The 25,907-nt window shown below is 65.8% G+C and carries 30 protein-coding genes; 13 read left to right on the top strand and 17 right to left on the bottom strand.

Annotated elements, in window-relative coordinates:
• Positions 1–4 precede the first annotated feature (4 nt).
• Genes ACYQ4T_RS18710 through ACYQ4T_RS18685 form a run of 6 tightly spaced genes read right to left on the bottom strand, consistent with a single transcriptional unit; the run spans position 5 to position 3,662 of the window.
• Entirely contained in the window at positions 5–268 is a 264-nt protein-coding gene (locus tag ACYQ4T_RS18710) for a hypothetical protein (protein ID WP_459857340.1), read from the bottom strand.
• On the bottom strand, positions 265–684 hold the full coding sequence (locus ACYQ4T_RS18705; RefSeq protein ID WP_459857337.1) for a hypothetical protein: 420 nt from the start codon (positions 682–684) through the stop codon (positions 265–267). The genes ACYQ4T_RS18710 and ACYQ4T_RS18705 overlap by 4 nt, the downstream gene beginning before the upstream one ends.
• A complete protein-coding gene (locus ACYQ4T_RS18700; protein WP_459857335.1) occupies positions 681–962 on the bottom strand; it encodes a hypothetical protein in 282 nt (93 codons plus the stop codon). The genes ACYQ4T_RS18705 and ACYQ4T_RS18700 overlap by 4 nt, the downstream gene beginning before the upstream one ends.
• Complete coding sequence (locus tag ACYQ4T_RS18695) at positions 949–2,415, bottom strand: radical SAM protein (protein ID WP_459857333.1); 1,467 nt, start codon at positions 2,413–2,415, stop codon at positions 949–951. Before ACYQ4T_RS18695 ends, ACYQ4T_RS18700 begins: the two co-directional genes overlap by 14 nt.
• Positions 2,378–3,124, bottom strand: coding sequence for a prolipoprotein diacylglyceryl transferase (locus ACYQ4T_RS18690; RefSeq protein WP_459857330.1), 747 nt, complete (start codon positions 3,122–3,124; stop codon positions 2,378–2,380). Before ACYQ4T_RS18690 ends, ACYQ4T_RS18695 begins: the two co-directional genes overlap by 38 nt.
• Positions 3,125–3,140: 16 nt before the next feature.
• Positions 3,141–3,662 (bottom strand): hypothetical protein, encoded by a 522-nt coding sequence (locus ACYQ4T_RS18685; RefSeq protein WP_459857328.1) that lies wholly within the window; start codon positions 3,660–3,662, stop codon positions 3,141–3,143.
• A 131-nt stretch (positions 3,663–3,793) separates the two neighbouring features.
• Between ACYQ4T_RS18685 and ACYQ4T_RS18680 the strand changes: the two genes are divergently transcribed.
• The 3 genes from ACYQ4T_RS18680 to yczE all read left to right on the top strand — a co-directional run bounded on the left by ACYQ4T_RS18680 (position 3,794) and on the right by yczE (position 6,403).
• On the top strand, positions 3,794–4,357 hold the full coding sequence (locus ACYQ4T_RS18680) for an HNH endonuclease (RefSeq protein ID WP_459858063.1): 564 nt from the start codon (positions 3,794–3,796) through the stop codon (positions 4,355–4,357).
• Positions 4,358–4,650: 293 nt separating this feature from the next.
• Positions 4,651–5,799: a 2'-deoxycytidine 5'-triphosphate deaminase gene (locus tag ACYQ4T_RS18675; RefSeq protein ID WP_459857325.1), complete on the top strand. Its 1,149-nt coding sequence runs from the start codon at positions 4,651–4,653 to the stop codon at positions 5,797–5,799.
• Positions 5,800–5,812: 13 nt separating this feature from the next.
• Positions 5,813–6,403 (top strand): membrane protein YczE, encoded by a 591-nt coding sequence (gene yczE / locus ACYQ4T_RS18670; RefSeq protein WP_459857323.1) that lies wholly within the window; start codon positions 5,813–5,815, stop codon positions 6,401–6,403.
• 82 nt (positions 6,404–6,485) lie between these two features.
• Here yczE and ACYQ4T_RS18665 read toward each other — a convergent pair whose 3' ends face one another.
• The 5 genes from ACYQ4T_RS18665 to ACYQ4T_RS18645 form a co-directional block, all read right to left on the bottom strand.
• Complete coding sequence (locus ACYQ4T_RS18665) at positions 6,486–6,899, bottom strand: endonuclease domain-containing protein (protein WP_459857321.1); 414 nt, start codon at positions 6,897–6,899, stop codon at positions 6,486–6,488.
• Positions 6,900–6,973: 74 nt separating this feature from the next.
• Entirely contained in the window at positions 6,974–7,537 is a 564-nt protein-coding gene (locus ACYQ4T_RS18660; RefSeq protein ID WP_459857319.1) for a demethoxyubiquinone hydroxylase family protein, read from the bottom strand.
• Positions 7,534–8,061, bottom strand: a complete 528-nt coding sequence (locus ACYQ4T_RS18655) for a disulfide bond formation protein B (protein WP_459857317.1) — start codon at positions 8,059–8,061, stop codon at positions 7,534–7,536. The genes ACYQ4T_RS18660 and ACYQ4T_RS18655 overlap by 4 nt, the downstream gene beginning before the upstream one ends.
• 7 nt (positions 8,062–8,068) lie before the next feature.
• The gene (locus ACYQ4T_RS18650; RefSeq protein ID WP_459857314.1) at positions 8,069–8,650 is read right to left on the bottom strand and encodes a YqaA family protein; all 582 of its coding nucleotides are present in this window, start codon (positions 8,648–8,650) and stop codon (positions 8,069–8,071) included.
• Between the two features lie 77 nt (positions 8,651–8,727).
• On the bottom strand, positions 8,728–9,000 hold the full coding sequence (locus tag ACYQ4T_RS18645) for an usg protein (RefSeq protein ID WP_459857311.1): 273 nt from the start codon (positions 8,998–9,000) through the stop codon (positions 8,728–8,730).
• 381 nt (positions 9,001–9,381) lie between these two features.
• Here ACYQ4T_RS18645 and groES point away from each other — a divergent pair, with 381 nt between their 5' ends.
• The 6 genes from groES to ACYQ4T_RS18615 all read left to right on the top strand — a co-directional run bounded on the left by groES (position 9,382) and on the right by ACYQ4T_RS18615 (position 15,972).
• Positions 9,382–9,699 carry a co-chaperone GroES gene (gene groES, locus ACYQ4T_RS18640; protein WP_459857309.1) on the top strand — a complete coding sequence of 106 codons (318 nt, stop codon included), beginning with the start codon at positions 9,382–9,384 and terminating at the stop codon, positions 9,697–9,699.
• A gap of 54 nt (positions 9,700–9,753) precedes the next feature.
• Positions 9,754–11,400 carry a chaperonin GroEL gene (gene groL / locus ACYQ4T_RS18635; RefSeq protein ID WP_459857305.1) on the top strand — a complete coding sequence of 549 codons (1,647 nt, stop codon included), beginning with the start codon at positions 9,754–9,756 and terminating at the stop codon, positions 11,398–11,400.
• Positions 11,401–11,574: 174 nt separating this feature from the next.
• Positions 11,575–12,315, top strand: coding sequence for a tetratricopeptide repeat protein (locus ACYQ4T_RS18630; RefSeq protein ID WP_459857303.1), 741 nt, complete (start codon positions 11,575–11,577; stop codon positions 12,313–12,315).
• Between the two features lie 230 nt (positions 12,316–12,545).
• A complete protein-coding gene (locus ACYQ4T_RS18625) occupies positions 12,546–13,502 on the top strand; it encodes a TAXI family TRAP transporter solute-binding subunit (RefSeq protein ID WP_459857301.1) in 957 nt (318 codons plus the stop codon).
• Complete coding sequence (locus ACYQ4T_RS18620) at positions 13,499–15,607, top strand: TRAP transporter permease (protein WP_459857298.1); 2,109 nt, start codon at positions 13,499–13,501, stop codon at positions 15,605–15,607. Before ACYQ4T_RS18625 ends, ACYQ4T_RS18620 begins: the two co-directional genes overlap by 4 nt.
• A complete protein-coding gene (locus ACYQ4T_RS18615; protein ID WP_459857295.1) occupies positions 15,604–15,972 on the top strand; it encodes a DUF1850 domain-containing protein in 369 nt (122 codons plus the stop codon). Before ACYQ4T_RS18620 ends, ACYQ4T_RS18615 begins: the two co-directional genes overlap by 4 nt.
• 23 nt (positions 15,973–15,995) lie before the next feature.
• On the opposite strand, the gene ACYQ4T_RS18610 is transcribed toward ACYQ4T_RS18615, so the two are convergent.
• Positions 15,996–16,364 carry a hypothetical protein gene (locus ACYQ4T_RS18610; RefSeq protein ID WP_459857293.1) on the bottom strand — a complete coding sequence of 123 codons (369 nt, stop codon included), beginning with the start codon at positions 16,362–16,364 and terminating at the stop codon, positions 15,996–15,998.
• A gap of 59 nt (positions 16,365–16,423) precedes the next feature.
• On the opposite strand from ACYQ4T_RS18610, the gene ACYQ4T_RS18605 reads away from it, so the two are divergent.
• The 4 genes from ACYQ4T_RS18605 (at position 16,424) to ACYQ4T_RS18590 (ending at position 20,559) form a co-directional block, all read left to right on the top strand.
• On the top strand, positions 16,424–16,921 hold the full coding sequence (locus tag ACYQ4T_RS18605; RefSeq protein WP_459857291.1) for a GNAT family N-acetyltransferase: 498 nt from the start codon (positions 16,424–16,426) through the stop codon (positions 16,919–16,921).
• A 66-nt stretch (positions 16,922–16,987) separates the two neighbouring features.
• The gene (hemN, locus tag ACYQ4T_RS18600) at positions 16,988–18,391 is read left to right on the top strand and encodes an oxygen-independent coproporphyrinogen III oxidase (RefSeq protein ID WP_459857289.1); all 1,404 of its coding nucleotides are present in this window, start codon (positions 16,988–16,990) and stop codon (positions 18,389–18,391) included.
• 72 nt (positions 18,392–18,463) lie between these two features.
• Positions 18,464–19,279 (top strand): hypothetical protein, encoded by an 816-nt coding sequence (locus ACYQ4T_RS18595; protein WP_459857287.1) that lies wholly within the window; start codon positions 18,464–18,466, stop codon positions 19,277–19,279.
• 92 nt (positions 19,280–19,371) lie between these two features.
• A complete protein-coding gene (locus ACYQ4T_RS18590) occupies positions 19,372–20,559 on the top strand; it encodes a cytochrome P450 (RefSeq protein ID WP_459857286.1) in 1,188 nt (395 codons plus the stop codon).
• Between the two features lie 6 nt (positions 20,560–20,565).
• Here the strand turns inward: ACYQ4T_RS18590 and ACYQ4T_RS18585 are convergent, their stop codons facing one another.
• The 5 genes from ACYQ4T_RS18585 to ACYQ4T_RS18565 form a co-directional block, all read right to left on the bottom strand.
• Positions 20,566–20,898, bottom strand: coding sequence for a hypothetical protein (locus tag ACYQ4T_RS18585; protein WP_459857284.1), 333 nt, complete (start codon positions 20,896–20,898; stop codon positions 20,566–20,568).
• A 270-nt stretch (positions 20,899–21,168) separates the two neighbouring features.
• Positions 21,169–23,229, bottom strand: coding sequence for an ASKHA domain-containing protein (locus ACYQ4T_RS18580; RefSeq protein WP_459857282.1), 2,061 nt, complete (start codon positions 23,227–23,229; stop codon positions 21,169–21,171).
• A gap of 142 nt (positions 23,230–23,371) precedes the next feature.
• Positions 23,372–24,319 (bottom strand): methyltetrahydrofolate cobalamin methyltransferase, encoded by a 948-nt coding sequence (locus ACYQ4T_RS18575; RefSeq protein ID WP_459857280.1) that lies wholly within the window; start codon positions 24,317–24,319, stop codon positions 23,372–23,374.
• Between the two features lie 20 nt (positions 24,320–24,339).
• The gene (locus ACYQ4T_RS18570) at positions 24,340–25,371 is read right to left on the bottom strand and encodes a methylenetetrahydrofolate reductase (protein ID WP_459857278.1); all 1,032 of its coding nucleotides are present in this window, start codon (positions 25,369–25,371) and stop codon (positions 24,340–24,342) included.
• Positions 25,368–25,907 (bottom strand): methylenetetrahydrofolate reductase C-terminal domain-containing protein, encoded by a 540-nt coding sequence (locus ACYQ4T_RS18565; protein ID WP_459857276.1) that lies wholly within the window; start codon positions 25,905–25,907, stop codon positions 25,368–25,370. The genes ACYQ4T_RS18570 and ACYQ4T_RS18565 overlap by 4 nt, the downstream gene beginning before the upstream one ends.

Here is a 25,907-nt window from a genome sequence, read left to right as displayed (position 1 = left end):
AGCGTTACCTGCGCCTCTGGATGCGCAGACCCCAGACCATTAGCGCGATACCGCCCGCCAGGAAAGGCAGGCCGACCAACAGGAACGGCAGGGCCGGGCCGAGCGCCTGTCGAAGGGTCGCGTCTCCATTGGCGATGTCGATGATGCCGCCGACGATGCTGCCCCCGGCACAGAGGCCGGAGAGCAATGTGACCAGGCCGCCGAGAATGACGAGGGCGACGCCCCAGCAGCCGCGGCCACCGCTCGAGGGCGCTGGATCGGCCGTCATCGGCGACGGCCCCAGATCACGCCCGCCAGGATCAGCAGCGCGCCGAACAGGATCGGAATCCAGCCATAGAACAGCAATATGCCCGCGAACACGGAACCGAATTGGCCGGCCGCGACCATGAGCAGGGAAATGGAGACGCAGAGCGCCCCGCCCAGCACCAGCAGCAGCTTGGCCCAGAGCTTCCAGCCTCCGGTCATTGCGTCGCGCCGGCCGGAACCGGCGATCGCGATCAGCGCGAGACCGAGGGCGATGCCGACCGTGGCGACGGCGCCGGTCGTCGCGACCATGACCCCGCGGCCATAGACATCACCGGTCAGGGCGGGGCGCAGCAGGTCCACCGAGAATGCCAGGGTCGCGGCGACGATGGTCCAGCCGAGCAGCAGGATGACGAGGGCCCAGACCGGATAGGCTCTCACGTGAAGACGTCTGGCTTCGGCGCCGGCGGACTCCTGCGGCCCCATTTTCGCGCCGCGAGGATCATGCCGATGCCGATGAGGCAAGGCACTCCGCCGAGGATCAGCCCGGCCATGATGACCGCACTGCTATAGCCCGAGTTGTCGGCGATGCCGGAGATCACGAAGGCGCCGCCGCAGAGCCCGGTCGCAATCGCGATCAGCCAGCCGAGCACCATCACGACGATGGCCCAGACGGCGTAGGTGCCGGGCGGCGTGGATGCGGGGTTAGGCTCGTGCATGAATCGAACTCATGTTGCCGGCGGTGCTTCGCGCCCCCAGGCCCGGGCGGAACTTGTCCACCAGGCGGTTGCGGTAGAAGAGGTTGTAGGTGTCGAAGGGAATGAGCTGCAGTTCCGGCGTCACGAAGTGGATGCAGGAGCGCTTGACCGAGGCGATGCAGAAGTTGAAGCGGTCGAGGAACTGTACGATCACCACGCGGAACACCTTGTCGTAGCCAAGCTCCTTCGGCACCTCGAATTGCGGCAGGCAGCAGAGGAAGTTGGCGAGGGTCGGCTTGGTGCTCTCGCCGGTGCAGGAGAGCGACATCAGCTCGAACAGGCGCTGCCGGAGCTCCGGGTTCTTTTCGAAAGTGATGGCATTGGGCGCCACGTCCAGCAGGGTCTTCTGGTCGAAGAACCGGGTGATCGGCGTGATCTCGCGACCGTGCCTGAGGCCGTACCCGATGGCGATCGCATCCGGATTGCAGGGCAAGGGCATCATGTCGTCGGCGCCGAAATGCGGCGACTGGGCGATAATGCCGCTGCGGATATCGGAGAGCAGCACGCGGTCGCGGTTCTTGTCGAAGCCGAGATTGCGGCCGGCATCCTGGATCGGCTGGAAGGTGACGCCGCGCACGCAGGCATAGCTCAGCGCATGGTCGATCACGGCGCCGAGTTCGTCGTCGTTGACGCCTTTCTTGATGACGCAGACCAGGGTCGTGGAGATGCCGGCCTCTTCCAAGTTCGCCAGCGCCTGGTCGCGGATGCGGCGGAGGTCGGCACCACGGATCGCTTCCAGCGCCGAGGCCTTCAGGGAGTCGAACTGCAGATAGACTTCGAAGCCGGGCCGAAGGTCGGCCAGCGCCTTTACGAAGTCCTTGTCCTTGGCGATCCGCACGCCGTTGGTGTTCAGCATGACGTGGCGGATCGGCTTGCTTTTGGCGAGCTTCAGGATCTCAAGGATCTGCGGATGGATGGTGGGCTCGCCGCCGCTGATCTGCAGCAGGTCTGGTTCGCCCTCGGCCTCGACCAGCAGGTCCATCATCCGCTCGATCTCCTCCAGCGAGCGGTGCGTGGTGCGCGCGGTCGAGGATTCGGCGAAGCAGACCGGGCAGTTGAGGTTGCAGGCCTCGTTCACCTCGAGGAGCGCGAGGCAGGAATGCTGCTCGTGGTCGGGGCAGAGGCCGCAGTCGTAGGGGCAGCCGTATTCGGTGCGGCTGTGCAGCATCTGCGGCCGGTCGGGCGGCTTCAGGTAGTCGTGGCATTTGCGATAGCAGGCGGCGTCGGTCGAGACCAGAGTCTTCTGCACGCCGTGTTCCAGGCAGCGCTTCTGGAACCAGACCAGGTCGCCTTCGATCAGGATCTTGGTCGGCACAAGCGCAAGACAGGTCTCGCAGAGCGATGTGGTCTGCCCGAAGAAGAGATGATTCTTGATCTCACGCGGATAAGGCTTGGGCGCGACAGGCTTGTTCATGGCGGCGCTGTTCTCCCCACAGCATGCAGAGACTGTATGCGAAAAGACCGAGCATCAGGAAATGGAACATGTCGAAGGGTCCCAGGACCTTCGGATAGGGCTTCAGGAATTCCCAGACGAAGCGCTGGACTGCGTAGAAGCCGACCAGAGCGTAGAAGCTGGCACGCAACATCAGTGAAGGCGATTCACTTCGGCGGTTCCGCTCCAGGGTGACGAGGAACCAGGCCAGGAACCCGAGCATGGCGAAGCTCTCATAGAGCTGAACCGGATGCCGCGGGATGCCGTCGCCGAAATCGACGCCCCAGGGCAGGCCCGTGGGCGTGCCATAGGTGTAATCCGGGAGGCCGGAGAGGAAGCAGCCCCAGCGCCCGATGGCGATGCCGGCGGCAAGCGGCGCCACGAAGATAAGACCGGTCGAGCCCTTGATGCCGCGGGCGAGCTTGTAGCCCTCGGCCCCGACGATGCCGCCGGCGATGGCGCCGGCAACGCTGTGGCCGAGCGGCGGCAGATCGGCCAGCGCCATGTTGCCGCCGCCCGCGATCAGTGCGCCGACACCGGCGCAGAGAGCGACTGCGATGATGTAGCCCGGGTGCTGTGAGAGCTTGAAGCCGGAGGGCGTGCCGTCGGCGAGATAGCGGCGACGCACAACATATCCGGCGAGCACGCCGGAGGCCCAGGCGACCAGGTCGAAGATAAGGTGCACGCTCATGGCTGCTGGCCTGCGTTCAACTGAACACCGCCGGGATGTCCGGCTCGGGCTTTCGCCTCCCCCAGATCAGCGCAATGAGGATCGCGACACTGCCGATCGCAAGCGGCAGCGCGCTCATCAGGATCGCACGATAGAGGAGCGGAAAGATAACGAGGTCATCCGTCTCCCAAACCCCTCCAGAGCCATCGTTTGACGCAATGAACATGAGCAGCCCGTAGGCCATGGTCGGCCAACCAATCCAGAGTGTCGCGCCGAAGAGCATGACTAGCTTCGCCCAGAGCGAGAAAAGACTGCGCCGTGCCCTCGGCCTGCGGTGGCGACCGACAATGATCATGGCAAGCCCGATCGCTGATCCAAAGATGAAGGGAGCGCCCGCCATCGCCAGGACCGTAGCCGATGTCAAAGCGATATAGAGAGGCTGCACGTACTGGAATGCGCCTACCGCGCTCAAAGCGATGATCAGCCAACCCAGGATTTCGAGCGCAATGGCCCAGCCGGGACGCGCAGGCACACCAGGGCCGCCATCGCTCTGCGTCATGTCTATTTCCCCAGCTCAGGCGGTCGGAAGCTTGATTTCAAGATCGTGAAGAATGCCGCCGGGATATGTCAACATCTTGTGCTTTGTGGATAAGTTGACTATTTCTAGGGGCGGAAGCGAGAATGCAGACGATGATGGCATCGCCCGAGTCCTGCCCGGCTCTCGTCCTCAACGCCGATTTCCGGCCGTTGAGCTACTTCCCGCTGTCCCTATGGCCTTGGCAGGAAACCGTGAAAGCGGTGTTCCTGGACCGGGTCAGCATCCTCTCGGAATATGACCGCGTGGTGCACAGCCCCAGCTTCTCGATGAAGCTGCCTTCGGTCATCGCGCTGAAAGAATTCATTCCCCAGGAGCGGCGGCCGGCCTTCACCCGGTTCAACGTCTTCCTGCGCGACCGCTTCCGCTGCCAGTATTGCGGCGAAGGCTCGCCGGCGCCGGAGCTGACCTTCGACCATGTGATTCCGCGCTCGCGCGGCGGCCGGACCAACTGGGAGAACGTGGTCACCGCCTGCCAGACCTGCAACTTGCGCAAGGGCAACGCCCTGCCCCACCAGGCGCATATGCACCCGAAGAGGCGACCATTCCAACCGAGCACCTTCGAGCTCCAGGAGAATGGCCGCGCCTTCCCGCCGAACTACCTCCACCAGAGTTGGCGGGATTTTCTTTACTGGGATTCCGAGCTGGAAATCGGCTGAGGCTGCGCGCGCTTTTGTCCACAGCACGCGCTGTCTGTGGATAAGGTTTTCCGCATCCCCGAACTCCGTCATCCCGCGACTTGGTCACGGGATCCACGCCTTTTCATCTGCGCGCCTCCCGAGGCGCGGATCCAGCGGCCTAGCCGCGGGATGACGGCGGAGTATCAGCCGCGGCCTTTGTGCACCGAGTCGTGGATAACTTCGGAAAATCGGGGATGAACGCTTAGTTGCTTCCCTGCGCGATTTGCGCTCATTTGGCCCTCCGCGGCGCCCATCGCCACCTTGGAGTCGGTATGTCGGAAGCGACCAGCAGCCTTTTTGTCGAGACCGCGATCGCGGCGGTGAGCCGCGACGTGCGCACCGGCGTGCTGCCCTATCAGGCGCTGCAGACCATGATCCGCGAAAAGGAGATCTGGGCGACCGAGGAGATCAACCCGGCGCAGCTGCAGCCGGCCAGCATGGACCTCCGCCTGGGACCGGTCGCCTATCGGGTGCGGGCGAGCTTCCTGCCCGGGCCGGATTCGACGGTACTCGACCGGGTGAAGGAGCTCGACGGCTACGCGATCGACCTCACCGAAGGCGCGGTGCTGGAGAAGGGCTGCGTCTATGTGGTGCCGCTGCTCGAACATCTGGAATTGAAGAGCGGGATCACCGCGGTCACCAACCCGAAGAGCTCGACCGGACGGCTCGACATCCTGACGCGGATGATCGCCGACCGCGCCCAGGTTTTCGACGAGGTCGAGAACGGCTATTGCGGACCGCTCTACGCCGAGATCACGCCGAAGACCTTCAGCATCGTGGCTAGGCAGGGATCGCGGCTGAACCAGATCCGCTTCCGCCGCGGCTCGCCTGCGCTGGCGGCGAGTGAATTGCAGCGCATGCATGATGCCGGCGACCTGGTGAAGATCGACGGCACGCCGAAGCCTTTGCGCGGCAAGAATGTCGCCGTCACCATCGACCTCGTCGGCAGCCCGGATTCGACGCTGATCGGCTATCGCGCCAAGAAGCACACCGACCGGATCGACGTCGACAAGGTCGGGATCTACGACACCGCCGATTTCTGGGAGCCGATCCACCGCTATGGCGCGCCGCGGCTCATTCTCGATCCCGACGAGTTCTATATCCTCGCCACCCGCGAGGCGGTGCGCGTGCCGCCGGATTTCGCGGCCGAGATGATCCCCTACGACACCGCGGTCGGCGAGTTCCGCGTCCATTATGCCGGCTTCTTCGATCCCGGCTTCGGCTGGGACCTCTCGACCGGCGGCAGCCGGGCGGTGCTCGAAGTGCGCTCGCATGACGTGCCCTTCATGCTGGAGCATGGCCAGACCGTCGCCATGCTGCGCTATGAGCGGATGGCGACCCGGCCCGACAAGCTCTATGGCCAGGGCATCGGCTCGAACTACCAGAACCAGGGGCTGAAGCTGGCGAAGCAGTTCGTCTGAAGCTGCCATTCGCATGCGTGACCTGAAGCGCTGGATCTTCCTGTTCTTGGGCTTTGCCTGCTACGGCCTCGCCATCGCCATGATGGTGCGGGCCGACCTGGGCCTCGGGCCGTGGGACGCATTCCACCAGGGTGTGGCGCTGCAGCTGGACATGAAGATCGGCACCGCGGCGGTGATCGTCGGCGCGGCGGTGATGCTGTTCTGGCTGCCGCTGAAGCAGAAGCCGGGCATCGGCACCGTCCTGAACGTGCTCTGCATCGGCCCCATGACCAATGTGGCGCTCGACTATGTGCCGGCGCCGCAGGGTCCCATCGAGCAATGGGCGCTGATGCTGGGCGGGATCCTGGTGATCAGCATCGGCAGCGCGCTCTATCTCCCGACCAAGCTCGGCGCCGGCCCGCGCGACGGGCTGATGCTGGGGCTGCACCAGAAGCTCGGCCTCTCGATCCGCGTCGCGCGCACCATCATCGAGGTCTCGGTGCTGGGGATCGGCTGGTGGCTCGGCGGTTCGGTCGGCTTGGGCACGCTGGCTTTCGCGTTCCTGATCGGCCCGCTGGTGCACTGGATGCTGGATCTGGAGAAGAAGCTCGGGCTGGTGGGGTGAGGGTGTCTCGTACCCCCACCCTAACCCGCCCCCGATTCGGGGGCGGGGACCGCAGCGAGACGTTGCGAGAGCTGTGACTCTCCTACCCCCTCCCCCGAATCGGGGGAGGGTTGGGGTGGGGGTGCGAAACATCGCGTAGGCGCGGGAGTTCCAACACGCGCACGATCTCCTGCAACACACCCTCAATGTTCTGGAGCACTTCGTTGTTCCAGAAGCGGATGACGCGATACCCCTGAGCGTTCAGCCACTTTGTTCGGGCTTCATCCTGCGCCGCCCGCGCATCGTGCTGGCCCCCATCGACTTCAATGACCAACCGCGCTTTCAAACAACAGAAGTCGACGACATAGTCGCCGATCTCTACTTGTTTGCGAAATTGGCGACTGTCCAGCTGACGGCCGCGAAGATGGCGCCAGAGCTTCTTCTCAGCATCGGTCATCTCCGCGCGGAGGCGGATCGCGCGGCTGAGCGTTTTGTACTGGGTGCGGACTGTGTGCATAGGCGCAAGCCCCGCTGAAGCGGTGTCACGTACCCCCACCCCGGCCCTCCCCCGATTCGGGGGCGGGGGATCCTTTAGACCCGTTCCGCGAGCCAGATGGCGAGCCTGGAGCCGGCCTTGATCGCCTGGGTCAGGACCGGATAGGCCGTGGCCTGCTCGGCGCCGTGCGCCAAGCCGGTGTCGCGGTGCTGCACTTCCTCGGCGCGGAATTTCTCGATCGTCGCTTGAAGCGGCTTCTCGTCGGCGCCGAGCTTCTCCGCCTGCTCGCGGTAGTGTTCGTCGATCACCTCTTCGACCGCGACGGTGCAGGCCATCGCCGCCTTCGGGCCCATCAGCGCGGTCGCCGCGCCCAGCGCGAAGCCGGCGACGTGCCAGAGCGGCGTGAGCGCCGAGGGACGCGCGCGGCGCTCGACCATCAGGCGCTCGAATTCCTTCAGGTGCTGGAGCTCCTGCTCATACATGTGGCGCACCACCGCGGCCTCGGGCTTGCCCTTCAGCATCGCGAGCTGGCCTTCGTAGATCCGCTTGGCGCCATATTCGCCGGCGTGATCGACGCGGATGATGCGGTCTATCAGCTGCGCCTTTGTGGGATCGCCGGGCAGGCGGTCTTCCGCGGTGCGCTTCTCGGCAGCGCTCATCGATGCGCGCGCCGGGTGGCGCCCCAGAAGGTGAACCAGGCGAGCAAGGCCGCATAGATCGCGTCATAGCCGGCCATGGAGATGCCGAGGAAGACGAAAGCGGGCTCGTCGCAGCGGGTGACCGGCGCGTTCATGATGGCGTTTGTCAGATCTTCGGTGCTCATGCCGGCGGTGCTTTCGCCGACGCAGGCCGAGCTCCCTTGCCACCAGCCCTGCTCGACGCCGACATGGAAGATCGAGATGCCGACCACGCCCAAGAGCGCCAGGCCAACCAGGGTAAGCCAGAACTTCCGCGCCTTGGGCTTGCGGCTGAAGAAGATCGCCACGATGCCGAGCGCGATCGTGGCCCAGTAGGCGTAGCGCGCCAGATAGCAGAGCTCGCAAGGCGCAAGGCCGGCGCCGTATTGCGCCAGCCAGGCGACGCAGAGGGCGGCGAAGGCCATGAGGGTCACGATCCACGGCACATCGCGGGGATCGATGCCGGCGGCGCGGCGGTGCTGAAACTGCGAATAGGTGCGGGCCAAATTTTCCTCAGCCGAGATATTTGAGAGCCACGAAACCGCCCACCACCAGGATGATGAAAGCGGTGGTGACCAGGGTCAGGCGGCGTTCGATGAAGTCCCGGATCGGTTCCCCGAAAAAATAGAGCAAACCCGCCACCAGGAAAAAGCGGAATCCGCGGGTGACGATCGAGGCCAGGATGAAGGGGGTGAGCGCGAAACCGGCCACCCCGCTGGCGATGGTGACCAGCTTATAGGGAATGGGGGTCAGGCCTTTGATCAGGATGATCCAGAGGCCGTATTCGTTGAAATCGTCGATGAAGCCCTGCATCGACGGCTCGAGATGGTAGAAGGCGATGATCGGCTTGCCGATGCCTTCATAGAGCGCGTGGCCGATCCAGTAGCCAAGCAGGGCGCCCAGGACCGAGGCGATGGTGCAGACCAGGGCGTAGAACCAGGCCTTGCGCCGGTCGGCCAGCACCATGGGGATCAGCATGGCGTCCGGCGGAATCGGGAAGAAGGAGCTTTCCGTGAAGCTGACCGCGAACAGCGCCCAGGCGGCGCGCGGGTGGTGGGCGAGCCGCATCACCCAATCGTAAACTCGACGCAGCACGCTTTTCCGACTCCGGCCGCCCGTGATGGGCCGAAGCTTTAACAGGCCGGGTCCGGCCTGTCATGCGTCCCGGGAAGTCAGTGCACGGTCAGCAGCGCCTGCGCATTGCGCCATTGCGGCGGCGTGATCAGCTCGGCGGAGGCCACCTGGACCGAGTGCAGCTTGCCGTCGAGATTGGCGCTCCAGAAATCCAGGAAGCGGCGCAGGCTCGGGAATTTCGGGGCGAGGTCGTAGTCCTGCCAGACGAAGGTCTGTAGGAGGCCGGGATGATCCGGCATGTGGTAAAGGATCTGGGCGGTGGTCAGGCGGTAGTCGTTGAGCTGCAAGGCCAGTCCGGAACGCGCGATCAAGGCAACCTCCAGTCTGTTGTGACCGGGTCCCCAAGGCGCCTGCTCGTCCGTTCGGGATCGAAGCCAGCGACTCAGACCCGTATTTAACCATAGCAGGAAGCATGGTCTTCGTTCCTTAACAAATGTTTGAAGAGTGCTTATTTTTCAGCAACTTAGCACTCTCTGTCGTGGATTGCTGCTAAGCAGCATGAGCGCGCCGCTCAGATTTCACAAATTTGCCAGCGTTTCCGAACTCTTAGCCCTTGACGCCTCGGGGGTATCGGCCTACATCGCTGGCACTCGTCGGATGAGAGTGCTAACAGCCCGCTGGGATCAGAAGGCTGCCACCCCCTCTCCGGCGGAAACCAGGGACGCCACTTTCAATCCATACGGAGGATCTCCATGAAGTTCCGCCCGCTTCACGACCGCGTTCTCGTGCGCCGCATCGAAGGCGTTGAGAAGACCGCGGGGGGCATCATCATTCCCGACACCGCCAAGGAAAAGCCGCAAGAGGGCGAAGTCATCGCCGCCGGCGCGGGCACCAAGAGCGAAGACGGCAAGCTGACGCCGCTGGACGTCAAGGCCGGCGACCGCATCCTGTTCGGCAAGTGGTCGGGCACCGAGGTGAAGATCGACGGTGAAGACCTGCTGATCATGAAGGAATCGGACATCCTCGGCATCATCGAGGGTGCGGCTTCCAAGAAGAAGGCCGCCGAGTAACGACGCCGTCGTTACCCAAGCGCCGCTTCAACGCAACAATAAGGATAGAGAACAATGGCTGCTAAAGACGTTCGCTTTTCCGGCGACGCCCGCGAGCGCATGCTCCGCGGCGTCGACATCCTCGCCAACGCGGTGAAGGTGACCCTGGGTCCCAAGGGCCGCAATGTCGTCATCGACAAGTCGTTCGGCGCGCCGCGCATCACCAAGGACGGCGTCACCGTCGCCAAGGAGATCGAGCTCGCCGACAAGTTCGAGAACATGGGCGCGCAGATGCTGCGCGAGGTCGCTTCCAAGACCAACGACCTCGCCGGTGACGGCACCACCACCGCGACCGTGCTCGCGCAGGCGATCGTTCGCGAAGGCGCCAAGGCCGTCGCGGCGGGCTTGAACCCGATGGACCTGAAGCGCGGCATCGACGCGGCGGTTGACGCCGTGGTCGAGGACGTGAAGAAGCGCTCCAAGAAGGTCTCGACCTCCGAGGAAATCGCCCAGGTTGGCACCATCTCCGCCAACGGCGAAAAAGAGATCGGCGACATGATCGCCAAGGCGATGCAGAAGGTCGGCAACGAGGGTGTCATCACCGTCGAAGAGGCGAAGGGCCTCGAGACCGAGCTCGAAGTCGTCGAAGGCATGCAGTTCGACCGTGGCTATCTCTCGCCGTACTTCATCACCAACGCCGAGAAGATGATCACCGAGCTGGAGAACCCGTACATCCTGCTGCACGAGAAGAAGCTCTCGTCGCTGCAGGCGATGCTGCCGGTGCTCGAGGCGGTGGTGCAGTCGGGCCGTCCGCTCCTCATCATCTCCGAGGACGTGGAAGGCGAAGCGCTGGCGACCCTGGTGGTCAACAAGCTGCGCGGCGGCCTGAAGGTCGCGGCCGTGAAGGCGCCGGGCTTCGGCGATCGCCGGAAGGCGATGCTGGAAGACATCGCGATCCTGACCGGCGGCCAGGTCATCTCTGAAGACCTGGGCATCAAGCTGGAGAGCGTCACGCTCGACATGCTGGGCAAGGCGAAGAAGGTGGTGATCGAGAAGGAGAACACCACGATCGTCGACGGCTCCGGCAAGAAGAAGGAGATCGAGGGCCGCTGCAACCAGATTCGCGCCCAGATCGAAGAGACCACCAGCGAGTACGACAAGGAAAAGCTGGCCGAGCGTCTGGCCAAGCTGGCCGGCGGCGTCGCGGTGATCCGCGTCGGCGGCGGCTCGGAGGTCGAGGTGAAGGAGCGCAAGGATCGCGTCGATGACGCGATGCACGCGACCCGCGCCGCGGTCGAGGAAGGCATCGTCGCCGGCGGCGGCGTGGCCCTGCTCTACTCGGTGAAGGCGCTCGACAAGGTGAAGTACGACAACAACGACCAGAAGGTCGGTGTCGACATCATCCGCCGCGCGATCCTCGCCCCGGTGAAGCTCATTGCCGAGAACGCCGGCGTCGATGGCGCCGTGGTCTCGGGCAAGCTCCTCGAGTCCAAGTCCACCAACTGGGGCTACGACGCCCAGTCCGGTGAGTATGTGGACATGGTGAAGGCCGGCATCATCGACCCGACCAAGGTCGTGCGCTGCGCCCTGCAGGATGCGGCCTCGGTCGCGGCCCTGCTGATCACCACCGAGGCGATGATCGCCGAGCGTCCGGAGAAGAAGGCGGCCCCGATGGGCGGCCCGGGCGGCGGCATGGGCGGCATGGGCGACATGGACTTCTAAGTCCAAGCGCACAGCTCATTCGTCACAGCGAAGGGCTCGCATCCGGAAGGATGCGGGCCCTTCTGCTTTGGCAGGGGGTCTTCTCACACTGCCGCCGCGATGGTATAGGAACGCCCAACACTGAACCGCCGGTTGCGGTTTCATGACACGCGCGTACGGCCCTCGGGGAAGACCATGCCGATTGTTGGCATCGCCGTTCTGGCACTCGATATCTTCACCATCATCCATGTTCTGCGGCACAGTCGGCCGTTATGGTGGATCCTCTGCATCCTGCTGTTCCCGCTGCTGGGGTCGGTGTTCTACTTCCTCTACGAGATCGTGCCGGGGAGCCGCGAGCAGCGCCGCGTTATGAAGTTCGGCAGCGACATCGCCAAGGCGATCGCCCCCGACAAGGAGCTGCAGCGCCGCGCCGCCGAGATGGAAGTCTGCGGCAGCATCGCCAACCGCGTGAGCTTCGCCGCCGAATGCACCGAGCGCGGCATGTTCGACGAGGCGATCCGGATCTATCGCGGCGCCCGTGAAGGCCAGTACCAGAACGCGCCGGACCTGCTGCTCGGCCTCGCCCGCGCCTACTATTTCAACAACCAGCCGAACGAGGCGCGGGCGACGCTCGGCGAGCTCCGGAGCCACCATCCGGACTACTATCGCCAGGAGGTCGCGATCCTGAGCGCGCGCGCCGCCGATGCCGGCGGCGACCGGGTCGCGGCCCTGGCCGAGCTCGAAGGCCTGCTCAGCCATTCGGTCGGGCTCGAGGCGCGCTATCGCTATGCGGAGATTCTCTGGCGCGACGGACAGCAAAGCCGCGCCAAGACCGAGCTCGAACGCGTCCTCGACCACGCCAAGCGCTTCAACGTCAACGACGACGAGCGCGAATGGGCCAAGCTCTCGCGCCGGGCGCTCGCGGCGATCGGCTGATCCATCTGCTTCGCCAGGCGGTTCGCGACCGACCGGCAAAGCTCCGATCTAGACTAAAGTCGCAACCCGAAAATGCTCCCTTGAGCCAAATCAAGGGATGCCACGCCGGAGGATCTCGGCAATAATTCCGTTCCGGCGGCCGTTCCGGGCATCAGCGCCATCACGCCGGTCTCTTCGCGACCGCCGATCCAAAGAAAACCCAGCAGGGAAAACGCATCAGGGAGGACAGGATGACCGTCATCACCCGCCGTGGATTTGTCGCCGGCACGGCCGGCCTCGCGCTCGTCGCCAGAGCGCCGTCGGTCTTCGCCAGCCAGTTCGTCAACATCCTGACCGGCGGGACCAGCGGGGTCTACTATCCACTGGGCGCCGCCCTGGCCAAGATCTATGGCGACAAGATTCCCGAGGCCCGGACCCAAGTCCAGGCGACCAAGGCCTCGGTGGAGAATCTCAACCTGCTCCAGGCCGGCAAGGGCGAGATCGCGTTCGCCCTGGGCGATTCAGTGAAGTTCGCCTGGGACGGCAATGCGGATGCGGGATTCAAGGGCAAGCTCGACAAGCTGCGCGGGCTCGCCGCCATCTATCCGAACTACATCCAGATCGTCGCGTCCAGGGAGTCCGGCATCAAGACGCTGGCCGACCTGAAGGGCAAGGGCCTCTCGGTCGGCGCACCGAAATCCGGCACCGAGCTCAACGCCCGTGCGATCCTGGGTGCTGCCGGCTTGACCTACGACGATCTCGGCAAGACCGAGTACCTGCCGTTCGGCGAGTCGGTCGAGTTGATGAAGAACCGCCAGCTCGACGCGACGCTGCAATCCGCGGGGCTCGGCGTCGCGTCGATCCGCGATCTTGCAACCTCGGTGCCGATCCAGATGGTCGCGGTGCCGGCCGACATCATCGCCAAACTCGGCGCCCCCTATGTCGCCAAGACGATCCCCGCCGGAACCTATGACGGCCAGGCGGAAGACGTGCCGACCGCGGCGGTGATCAACTTCCTGGTGACGCATGACGGCGTCTCCGAGGACCTGGCCTATCAGATGACCAAGCAGCTGTTCGAGAACCTGCCGGACCTGGTCGCCGCGCACAAGGCGGCCGCCGACATCAAGCTCGAGACCGCGGCCAAAGACATGCCGGTCCCGCTGCATCCCGGCGCCGAGAAGTACTACAAGGAGAAGGGCGTGATGTGACGGCGGTGGCGGCGGCACCGGCGCACCCGACGGCAGCATCGCCCGAAGGGCCCGCCGGTCCGCTGGCGGCGGAATTCGGCAAGACATTCGAAGGCCGGCTGCTGTTCTGGATCGCGGTCGCCTTCTCTCTCTATCAGCTTGCCACCGCCGCGCATGTCCTCAACCTGCCGAGCCAGGTGGTGCGCGCGCTCCATGTCGGGTTCCTGATGCTGCTCGGTCTGCCCTTCGTGGCCGCCATGGCCGGAAGATCGGTCCGGGCGGCTTCCTGGGGGCTCGGGCTGCTCGGCTTCGCCGTCGGCCTCTACCAGTGGATCTTCTACGAAGACCTGGTGGTTCGCGCGGGCGATCCGACTGTGCCCGACATGTGGGCCGGAATCGCCGCGCTGGCGGTGCTGTTCGTCGCCGCCTGGCGGATCATGGGGCCGTCGCTGCCGATCATCAGCGGGCTCTTCCTCGCCTATGCGCTCTGGGGCGAGCACCTGCCGGCGCCGCTCGATCACCGGCCCTACGACTTTTCGCAGATCGTCGACCAGATGGCCTACGGGACCGAAGGCATCTACGGCATCCCGACCTACGTGTCGTCGAGCTACATCTTCCTGTTCATCCTGTTCGGCGTCTTCCTGGAACGGACCGGGATGATCCAGCTGTTCACCGACGTCTCGCTCGGCATGGTGGGCCATGCCAAGGGCGGCGCCGCCAAGGTGGCGGTGATCGCTTCCGGGCTGATGGGCACGATCTCGGGCTCGGGCGTCGCCAATGTCGTGACCACCGGCCAGTTCACCATCCCGCTGATGAAGCGCTTCGGCTACCGCCCCGCCTTCGCCGGCGGCGTCGAGGCGACCGCGTCGATGGGCGGCCAGATCATGCCGCCGGTGATGGGCGCCGTCGCCTTCATCATGGCCGAGACGATCGGCGTGCCCTATGCCGAGATCGCCAAGGCCGCAGTGATCCCGGCGCTGCTCTATTTCGGTTCCGCCTTTTGGATGGTGCATCTCGAGGCGGGACGCAGCGGCCTGCTCGGGCTGCCCAGGGACCAGTGTCCTTCCGCCACCGCCGCGCTGCGCAAGGGCTGGTACCTCATCCTGCCGCTCGCCGCCCTGGTTTATCTGCTGTTCGATGGCTACACGCCGCTCTATTCCGGCACCATCGGCCTCGCGCTGACCGCGGTTCTGCTGCTCGGCGGCGCAATCGCCCGGCCGCTGCCCCGGATGGCCTGGCGCGTGCTGTTCTGGATCGTGCTCGGCCTGGCGGCGGCGAGCTTCCTGAGATACGGCGTCTGGATCATCGGCGCCGTGCTGGCGATGCTGATCGCCTTGAACGTCGTCACGCGCGGCGGACGGGCGACCTTGCTGCTCGCCCGCGACGCGCTGGCAGAGGGCGCCAAGACCGCGCTCCCAGTGGGCGTCGCCTGCGCCCTGGTCGGCATCATCGTCGGCACCATGACTTTGACCGGAGCCGCCACCACCTTCGGCGATTTCGTGGTCTCGATCGGCGAGAAGAGCCTGTTCCTCTCGCTGATCCTGACCATGATCACCTGCCTCATCCTCGGCATGGGGATCCCGACCATTCCGAACTACATCATCACCTCCTCGCTGGCCGGGCCGGCCCTTCTGCATCTCGGCGTGCCGCTGATCGTCAGCCATATGTTCGTGTTCTACTTCGGCATCCTCGCCGACCTGACGCCCCCGGTGGCGCTCGCCGCCTTCGCCGCGGCGCCGATCGCCAAAGAGTCGGGACTGAAGATCGGCATCCAGGCGGTGAAGATCGCGCTCGCCGGTTTCGTCGTGCCTTTCATGGCGGTCTATGCGCCGGCGCTGATGTTGCAGGACGGCGGCGCCATGGCCCAGGAGATCGGCTTCCCGCTGGCCGTCGCCTATATCGTCTTCAAGGCCTGCATCGCGATCGCGCTCTGGGGCGGTGCGGCGATCGGATTCCTGGCGGCGCCGCTCTCCTGGTGGGAACGCGTGCTGGCGACAGCCGCAGCCTTCAGCCTGGTGCTCGCGGTTCCGCTCACCGACGAAGTCGGATTTCTCCTCTCGGCGATCTTCGTGGCCCAGCACTATTGGCGCCTGCGCCGACGGGCGCGCCTGGGAAAGCCCGCGTGAGCCTGTGCCTGCTGCTGAGCGGCGCGCAGGTCGTCTACGCGACCAGCGCCTTCACTTTGGCCTGGACTCACTCGGTCGAGAAGACCCGATGGGAAGAGGATTGGCGGATCACGCCGGAGGGGCTGGAGATCGTGGAGGCGCGGATCGAGGGATCCGGCGCCGGCATGGAGGTTCCGGGCGATGCGCGCTTCGACGGGCGCTATTGGCGCTACCGTCCGCAACTGCCGGTGCAGCCGAATCTGGTGCTCGCCCGCTCGGGCATGACCGGTGGCGACTGGCAGGTCTGCTTCGCCGGAACCTGCCGCGATCTGCCGGAGACGCCGGGGTCGGCGCAGTCGCCCGCGATTCTGTCCACCTGTCCCTGACCGCGCGCCTCAGGACGAGTCCCTCAGGGCACGCGGTGCACGCCCGTGCCCTTGAGGATCAGGTTGTGGCTGTTCCGCTGCTGGATCGTCTGGTTGTAGAGATCGAGGCCGCGCCGGCGCAGGTTGAGATCGAGATTGCCGGCGCAGGCCTTTTGCGCCGCCGCGGCGCCGGCGCCCTGGCAATGCAACAGGCCCCTGGCCCGGTCGTTCCGCAGATCGTGGGCCTGGTTGCGCAACTGGTTCTGGATCTCGGAGTAGCGACGGGTCTCGGCGTTGGCAGCGTCGAACTGGTCCGGCGCCTCCTGCGCCGCGGCCGGCAGGGCGCAGAGCAGCGGCAGCGCCGCCGCGGCGCCGACCAGCCAACACCCGATGCCGCCGACTGCTTTGGCCATGGAAATCTCCTCGAAGGGAGTATATGGGGAGCCGACTGACCGCTTGCCAGCCGCACTGCATGCCGATGTCCGTCACCGATTTTACCATACGCCCCGCCCGTGCGGGCGAGGCAACGATCCTGACGGCGCTCTGCGTCCGCTCGAAGGCGCATTGGGGCTATGATTCCGTCTTCATGGCCGCCGCGGCGCGGCTGCTTCAAATCCGCGAACGGGAGATCGAGGCGGGCAGCGTCCTGGCCGCTTTCGCGGCGGCGCAGCCTTGCGGCGTCGCCACGATCGTGCCGCTGCGCAGGCGGCATTGGTGCGAGCTCAGTCATCTCTTCGTGGCGCCGGAAAGCATCGGGTGCGGCATCGGTCGCGCGCTGTTCGACGCCGCGCTTGCGCTGGCGGCGGAACGCGGCGCCCGCCATATCTCGATCCTGTCGGATCCCAACGCCGCCGCCTTCTACCAGAAGCTGGGCGCCCGCCGCTGCGGCGAGGCGCCTTCCGGCGTCGTCCCGAACCGCATGCTGCCGCTGTTCGAAATCGAGGTTGCGCGGCGATCCGCCGCGGATTGATTCAAGTCAAGGAAGCGCCGGCGCCGCGCCGCGATCATGCGCCGACGGCTTACCGCGAGGCGCCCCGTGACCGAGACCCAGATCAGGACCGAGACCGATTCCGCCGAGACCGCCAAGGCCCTGGCCTTGAAGCATGACCGACCGGTGCCGCGCTACACCAGCTATCCGACGGCGCCGCATTTCCACACCGGCATCGGCCCGAATGAACAGCGCGCCTGGCTCGCCGCGAGCGATCCCGCGGCGCCGATCTCGCTCTACATCCATGTGCCCTATTGCCGGCAGATGTGCTGGTATTGCGGCTGCCACACCAAGATCGTCGCCCGCTATGCGCCGGTCGAGGATTTCGTCGCGCATCTCATCGGTGAGATGGAACTGGTCGCGACCGCCCTGCAGAGCCGGCGGCGCATCGGCCAGCTGCACTGGGGCGGCGGCACGCCGAATGTGCTCGCGCCGGCGGATTTCGCGCGGCTGATGGGCGAGCTGCGGCAGCGGTTCGGCTTCGATTCCGAGACCGAAATCGCGATGGAGCTCGACCCGCGCTGGGTCAGCGGCGAGTTGCTGGCGGCCCTGAAGGAAAACGGCCTACGGCGCGCCAGCCTCGGCATCCAGGACTTCGATCCGATCGTGCAGCGGGCGATCAACCGCGAGCAGCCGTTCGAGCTGGTGCGCAACGTCGTCCGCGACCTGCGCGGGATCGGCGTCGGCGGGATCAATTTCGACATGATCTATGGCCTGCCCTATCAGACCCGGGCGGGATTCGCGCGTTCGATCGAGCAGGCGCTGTCGCTGCAGCCCGAGCGCTTCGCCGTCTTCGGCTATGCCCACGTGCCCTGGATGAAGAAGCATCAAGGGCTGATCGTGGAAGAGGCCCTGCCCGATGCCGCCTTGCGCGCAGAGCTGGCCGCGAATGCCGCGCGGCAGATCGAGGCCGCCGGCTATCGCCGCGTCGGGCTCGATCATTTCGCCCGGCCCGAGGATCCACTCGCGATCGCCTTCGACCAGGGGACATTGCGGCGGAACTTCCAGGGCTACACCACCGACGCCAGCGAGACACTGATCGGCCTCGGCCCCTCGGCTATCAGCGCAACGGCGGAAGGCTATGCCCAGAACGCCGCCGACATTCCGCTCTGGCGCCGCGCGGTCGATGCGGGCCATCTCGCGACGCAGCGCGGGCTCGCGCTCACGGCGGAGGATCGTTGGCGCCGTGCCGCGATCGAGCGGATCATGTGCGCGGGCGAGCTCGATCTCGACGCGCTGGCCGCGGAATTCGCCCTGCCGAACGCGCAGTTCCCGGCCGAGCGGGCGCGGCTCGCCCCGCTGATCGCCGACGGGATCGCCGCGCTTTCCGGCAACAGCCTGCGCGTGACCGAAGCCGGCCAGTCCCTGGCCAGGCTGGTCGCGGCGGCCTTCGACGCCTATCTGCAGGCCGGGCCGATGGATGGACGAGGCCGTCACAGCCGGGCCGTCTAGACCTTTTATCTCGGTTGTCCCGGACCGGCGGTTCGGTGAGAATCGGCCATGGATTGTTTCCAAGGGCCCTTCATGCGTGCAATCTCAGTCGCACCGCTTCTCTGCCTGCTCGCCGCCGCGCCGGCGCTGGCGCAACAAGACCAGCCGACGACCAGCCTGGGCGGCAAGGTGTTGGAGCTGGTGACCACCGGCGAATCGCGCATGCAGGCGAAGATCGACGGCGAGATCCTGGAAGAGGATGCCTATATCGACGTCGAGACTTCCTTCGACGACGGCAGCCGAGGCGCCGCCGTGCTGCTGGTTTCCGACGGCGGCAACGGCTGCCCCGGAAATTACGTGGTGATTTCGGTGGACGACGGAAAGGCAGCCGCAACGGAACCCTTCGGCACTTGCTCGGACAATGCCGAGACCAGCGCCGAGCAGGGCATCATCACCGTGCGTTTCCCGCCGATCGGCGGGCGCGACGGCACGGTTTATCGCTGGTCCTTCGCCAAGGGGCTGGAGCCGCCTGCGGCGGAGCCGTTCCAGCCCAAGGCGGGCACCAGCTGGGCGAACGCAAACGAGCTGATCGGCAAGTATCCCTGGGAAGCGCTGGATAATGGCGATGTCCTCGCCGCCTTCAAGACGCTGCTGGGGCCGGACTACCAGACCTTCACCAGCTATTTCGGCAAGGGCGATCCGATGGACGCGACGCCGGAGGGCATCATTGTCGGCGATTGTTTCGATGATTCCGCCGAGGATTCCACCAACCTGCTGATCGGCATCGATCCCGCCAGCAAGAGAGTGTTTGTGGCGATGCAGGACGGCGGCGAGGCGCCGCGGCTCTATCCGGCCCAGGAGCAATGGCCGGCCAGCCTGCAAGACAAGCTGAAGCAATGGCCGCAGTAGCCGATCGATTGTTCCGCGGGGAATTGTTCTAAATCGAACGATTTGCTACGCTCTCCGCCACGGGCCGGCAAGAGCCCGCCTGGGAGGATGCGATGGCTTTTGCCGACGAGATCACGGTCGAGGCGCTGGAGGCGGATCCCTATCCGATCTATGCGCGGCTGCGGCGCGAGGCGCCGGTCGCCTTTGTGCCGGCGGCCAATGTCTGGTTCGTGACCCGTTGGGCCGACGTCGAGTTCGTCAGCAAGAACGCCAAGCTGTTCGCGGCCGAGGTGCCGACCTCGCCGGTCGACCGCACCATGGGCTCGCCCACCATCCTCACCTGCGACGGCCCGGCCCATGGCGAGCTCAGGCGCGGCTTCGACGTGAAATACAAGCCGCGCGCGGTCGCCGAATATATCGACGACCTCGCCAAGCCGATCGTCGCCGCGCAGCTCGAGCGCATCGCCGCCAAGGGCAGCGCCGAGCTGATGTCGGAGTATTTCGAGCCCGCCTCGAGCGTCGCGACGGCACGCTCGCTCGGCTTCGGCGAGACCGATCCCGCGACCCTGCTGCGCTGGTTCCACGGGCTTTCGATCGGCGCCGCGAATTACGAGAACGACCCGAAGAAACAGGCGATCGCCGCCCTGGCCGGTGCCGAGATCGATGCCGCGATCCTGCCGGTCTTCGAGCGGCTGGAGCGCGCGCCGGACGGCTCCGCGCTTTCGCATATGCTGCATGACGGCATGCCGCCGGGGCAGACGCGGGCGCGGGATTTCCTGCTGCCCTCGATCAAGGTGGCGCTGCTGGGCGGCATGCAGGAGCCGGGGCATGGTGCCGGGTCGGTGCTGGTCGGGCTGCTGACCCATCCCGCGCAGATGCGCGACGTGCAGGCCGATCTCGACGGCTGGCTGCCGAAAGCCGTGGACGAAGGCATCCGCTGGGTGGCGCCGATCGGCACCCAGATGCGCCAGACCACCGAGCCGGTCACGCTGGGCGGCGTCACCATCCCCGCGGATTCGCCGGTGGCCTCGGTGCTCTCATCGGCCAGCCGCGACGAGAGCCGCTATGCCGATCCGGATGCGTTCGACATCCGCCGCGGATCGACCGGCCATGCCGCCTATGGCTTCGGCAGCCATTTCTGCGCCGGGCGCTGGTTCGCGCAGCGCCTGATGCCATTGCTGCTGCGCCCGCTGCTGGAGCGACTGCCGGATATGAAACTGGTACCGGGCAAGGAACCGGTGTTCCGCGGCTGGGAGTTCCGGGCGCCGATGTCGCTCCACGTGACCTTCACGCCCAACTGATCGATTTCAGTTCAGCTTGCCGAGCGGCTGCAGCGCCGCATCTTGGCGCGCGAAGTCGGCATGCTCGCGCAAGCCCCGCAGCACGCGCAGCGCCCGGCTCTCCAGGCGGTCGAGCACTTGCTTGGCGGTTTCGAGATCGCCCTGGCGCAGGCAGACACCGATCTTCGCCAGTGTGTCATCCGCACCGACGCCGACGCGGCTCAAGTCCTCCATCATGCTGCCATAGGCCTGGCTCGCGGCGGCGAGGTCGCCCGCCTGCACGGCATCGACCATCAACCGGTAGGCATGCGCCATGCCTTTCGCGCGGGTTGGGACGGCGAGATCGGGACCAGTGGACACGGGCGGCATCCTTTCAACGCGTGATCGGCCGCGGCTCCCGATGATCGGGCAGATTCTGCCGGGCAGCGGCAGAATCTGCCCATGGGTCGGAGAGCGAACGGCACGGCTCCAAGGCCGATACGCGCCAAGCCCTTGTCATCCGGCGAAAATGTGATTGACCGGGATCACGGTGCGCGCTTGCGGCAACGCAAGTGACATGCCGTGGCGCGATAGGAATTTGTTGCCCTCCCTGCGCTCCGCGCGCTTCGGGAGGCAGGCCGCCTTGGAGAATTACCCGCGCCGTCTCCGGCGGCGTGCGCCATCGCCGGCATCGACCGGCGCCGCTTCCTTCGGCACGGGCAGGTTCACCGCCTTGGCGAGATGCGGATAGGGCGCGGTCTTGTGCGGGATTGCCATGGCGCCGACGAAGTGTTCCTGGAACTTCGGCTCGACCGCGGTCTCGACCTTCTCGACCTGCTTCACCACCCGCGCGATCTCGTCGCGCGAGGCGCGATTGAGCAGCGCGATGCGGGCGCCGGTGCCGGCGGCGTTGCCGGCGGAGGTCACCTTAGCAAGATCGCAATCCGGGATCATGCCGAGGACCATCGCGTATTTGACGTCGATATGGCTGCCGAACGCTCCGGCCAAAGTAATACGGTCCAACTTGTCGATGCCCATGCGGTCCATCAGCAGCCGCGCGCCGGCATAGAGTGCCGCTTTCGCCAGCTGGATGGCGCGGACGTCGTTCTGGGTGATCTTCAGCTGAGGCTCGCCGTCATGCAGCAGGTAGCTGAAGGTGCGGCCTTCCTGCTGCACCCGCGGCGACTGCGCCGCCATGGCGCCGTCGATCACGCCGTCCTGGGTGATGATGCCGCAGAGATACATCTCGGCGAGGCATTCGATGATGCCGGAGCCGCAGACGCCGGTGACGCCGAGGCCCTCGGTCTTGGCCTTGAAATCCGGATGGTCGGACCAGAGGTCGCAGCCGATCACCTTGAAGCGGGGCTCCAGGGTGGCGCGGTCGACGCGGACCCGCTCGATGGCACCCGGCGCGGCGCGCTGGCCGCAGGAGATCTGCGCGCCTTCGAAAGCCGGGCCGGTCGGCGAGGAAGCCGCCAGCAGCTTCGATTTGTTGCCGAGCACGATCTCGGCATTGGTGCCGACATCGACGATCAAGGTCATCTCGTCGGATTCATGCGGGCTCTCGGAGAGGATCACACCCGCCGTGTCCGCGCCGACATGGCCGGCGATGCAGGGCAGCACATAGATCCGCGCGTTGGGATGGATCTTGAGGTCGATCTCGCTGGCCCAGATCTGCACCGGCCCGTCCGTGGCCAAGGCAAAGGGCGCGCCGCCGAGCTCGATCGGGTTAATGCCGAGCAAGAGATGGTGCATGATCGGGTTGCCGACGAAGGTGCATTCGAGGATCGAATCCACCGAGCAGCCGGCCTCCTTCGCCACGTTGGCGGCGAGATCGTTCAGCGCCTCGCGCACCGCCTTGGTCATCTCGACGTCGCCGCCGGGATTCATCATCACATAAGAGACCCGGCTCATCAGGTCTTCGCCGAAGCGGATCTGCGGGTTCATCAGGCCCGAAGACGCCACGACATCACCGGTCGCCAGGTCGCAGAGATGGCCGGCGATGGTGGTCGAGCCGACGTCCACGGCCAGGCCGTAGACCTTGTCGTTAAAGCCCGGCCAGACCGCGGTGATCTGCTTGCCGAGATGGACCGCGACCGTCACCTTCCACTCGCCCTTGCGCAGCGCCTGCTGCAGGCCCTGGATGGCGCGGATGTCGCAATCGAGATTCTCGAGCTTCCATTGTTCCTTCAGCGCCTGCATCAGGCGCTGCAGGTCACCGGTCGGGTCGTGCATGTCGGGCTCGGCGACCTCGACGTAATGCAGGGTGACGACCGGGTCCAGTTCAATGGTGCGCATCTCGGCGCGCTTGCGCACGACCTGCTTGTGCACCTGGCTGTCCGAGGGCACGTCGATGACGAGATCGCCCAGCACCTGAGCCGAGCAGGAGAGCCGCCGCCCGGGCTTCAGCCCGCGCTTGTCGCCGTAGCGCTGCTCGACCGCGGAGAAGTCGGACATGTGATCGGATTTCGAGGTGACGCCGAGCTTGGCGAACTCGCCTTCGGAGACCACGACCTGGCAGCGGCCGCAGATCCCGCGCCCGCCGCAGACCGAATCGATATCGACGCCGAGGGAACGCGCCGCCTGCAGGATCGGCGTCCCGACCGCGAAGCGGCCGCGCCGGCCCGACGGCATGAAAACGATCAGCGGGTGATCCTGGCCGTTGCCGTTGCCGTTCGTGGTGCCGTTCTTCTCGGTCGTCGCTTGTTCCATATACCCACTCGGTGTTTCGTACCCCCTCCCCGACCCTCCCCCGATTCGGGGGAGGGAGAAGAAAGAACGCGGTCTAGTCCCCGCCCCCGAATCGGGGGCGGGTTAGGGTGGGGGTACGTATCACAGCCAACCTCAAACTGTCCTACGCCGAAGCGCCCTCAGTGGAAGCCGGGGCGGCGCCGCCGCCGCCGCGGCGGCCGGTGCGTTCGCGGCGGCCGCGAGCGCCCGCGACGTCGCCTTCGGGTGCCGGCTCGCGGAACTTCTTGATCCAGGCGGCGCAGTGGGCGTCGTGGCCCATCAGGGTGTCGGCGCCCATGACGCCGGTCATCTCCTCGGCATGCAGCGGGTTCATGATAGCGCTGGTCATGCCGGCGCCGATCGCCATCGCCAGGAAGGCCTGGTTGAGGCCGTGGCGGTTCGGCAGGCCGAAGCTGATGTTCGAGGCGCCGCAGCTGGTGTTGACCTTGAGCTCGTCATGCAGGCGGCGGATCAGCTTGAAGGCCGCCTGGCCAGCATTGCCAAGGGCGCCGATCGGCATCACCAGCGGATCGACCACGATGTTGGAATAGTGGATGCCGTAATCGGCGGCACGGTGGACGATCTTCTTCGCCACCTCGAAACGCACGTCGGGATCTTCCGAGATGCCGGTCTCGTCGTTGGAGATCGCGATCACCGCGCAATCGTATTTCTTCACCAGCGGCAGCACGACCTCGAGCCGCTCCTCCTCGCCGGTCACCGAGTTCAGCAGCGCCTTGCCCTTGTAGACCGCGAGGCCGGCTTCCAAGGCGGCGACGATCGAGGAGTCGATCGAGAGCGGGACGTCGGTCAGCGACTGCACCAGCTGGATGGTCTCGGCCAGGATCTTCGGCTCGTCGGCCAGCGGAATGCCGGCATTGACGTCCAGCATATGCGCGCCGGCCTCCACCTGGGCGATGGTGTCGGCCTTGACGCGGCTGTAATCGCCGGCGGCCATCTCCGCGGCCAGCAGCTTGCGGCCCGTCGGGTTGATGCGCTCGCCGATCACGCAGAACGGCCGCTCGAAGCCGATGACCACTTCCTTGGTGGCCGAGCTGATGACGGTGTCGGTCATGGGGTCGAAATCCTTCTCTCTTAACTGGCGGTGGCGACAAGCGCCGATTCGTTTTCGGCAGGCCGCGGGGCGCGCCGCGGCTTGCGATTCTTCATGACGCCGGAGGCGTGGATGATCTCGTTCACGAACTCCTCCTGGCGGTAGGCCATGACGTGGATCCCGGCGACGCCCTCGATCTCGGAGATCTCCTGAATGAGATCGATGCAGAGCTGCTTGCCCTCGGCCTTCTGGTCCTTGGCCTTCTCGATCCGTTCCAGGACGGGTTCCGGAATATGCACCCCCGGGACGTTGTTCTTCATCCAGCGCCCGGTCTTGGCCGATGGCAAAGGCCCGACGCCGATCAGGAAGAACGCTTTTTCGTGCAATTTGTTCTCGCGCACTTTTTCCATGAACTGGCGCAGGAGCGGCACGTCGTAGCAATACTGGGTCTGGATAAACTGCGCCCCGGCCGCAATCTTCTTGCCGATATGGTCGCCGCGCCATTCGAAAGGCGGCACGAAGGGGTTGGCGGCGGCGCCCAAAAAAACCTGCGGCCTTGTGGTGAGCTTGCGCCCCGAGAGGAACTGGCCCTTGTCCCGCATCGTGGTGATGCAGTTCAGGAGCGAGGTCGAATCGAAGTCGAAGACCGGCTTGGCCTGGGGCTGGTCGCCCGCCTGCACGCCGTCGCCGGTCAGGCAAAGGATGTTCTGCACCCCCATGGCGGCGGCGCCCAGCACGTCGCCCTGGATCGCGATCCGGTTCCGGTCGCGGCAGGAAATCTGCATGATCACGGCGTAGCCGGCGCGGGTCAGCAGCGAGCAGATGCCGACCGAGGACATATGGCAGTTGGCGCCGCTGGCATCGGTGGCGTTGATCGCGTCGCAGACTTCGGAGAGCACCAGGGCGCGGTCGTAGACGTCGCGCGGATCGGCGGAATCCGGCGGGTTCAATTCGGCGGTCACGGCGAAGCGGCCGGAACGCAGGATGCGCTCCAGCCGGCCGCCAGAGGAATGCCCGGGCAGATTGGGGAGCGGTGCACCCGGATCGTAATGTGGCGGCAGATCGGGATTCATGCCGCTTTCTCCGCCTTGGGAGCTTCGGTCTTCGGCGCCGCCGGTTTCGCCGCCGGCGCCTTCACCGGCTTCGGCGCGAACTCGCCCACCTTCTTGGTCATGCGCACGACCCGGAGCCAGGCCGACTTGCCCTTGATGCTGTTATCGACGGCGTGCTGGACGTTACGGATCTTTTCGAGGCCGTCGTCCATGCGGGCAGCGCCCTGCCAGCCCTGCACCCAGACGCATTTCATCTCGGGCTTCACCTCGCAATGGCCGTTCGGACGGACGCCGCCGCAGGGGCCGTTCCTGAGGGTCTTCGGGCAGTTCATCGGGCAGGACATCCCGGTCGAGGAGAGCGCGCATTGCCCGCACATCTGGCAGTCGAACAAGAAACCCTTCGAGGCCTTCTCCAGCTTCTGGAACGGGACTTCGAGCTTGTCGTAGCCGATCTTGTTCCAGAGCGGGTGCAGCGCCACCAGCGCCTTCTCGAAGGCGGTGTAGAAGCGGTTGAGGCCACGGGCGTGGCGGACCGACCAGAGGCGGACGGCATACAT

The sequence above is a fragment of the Dongia sp. agr-C8 genome (assembly GCF_054658695.1).
Note: the sequence above shows the minus strand (reverse complement) of the source record. Positions and strands in the feature narration are given on the sequence as shown.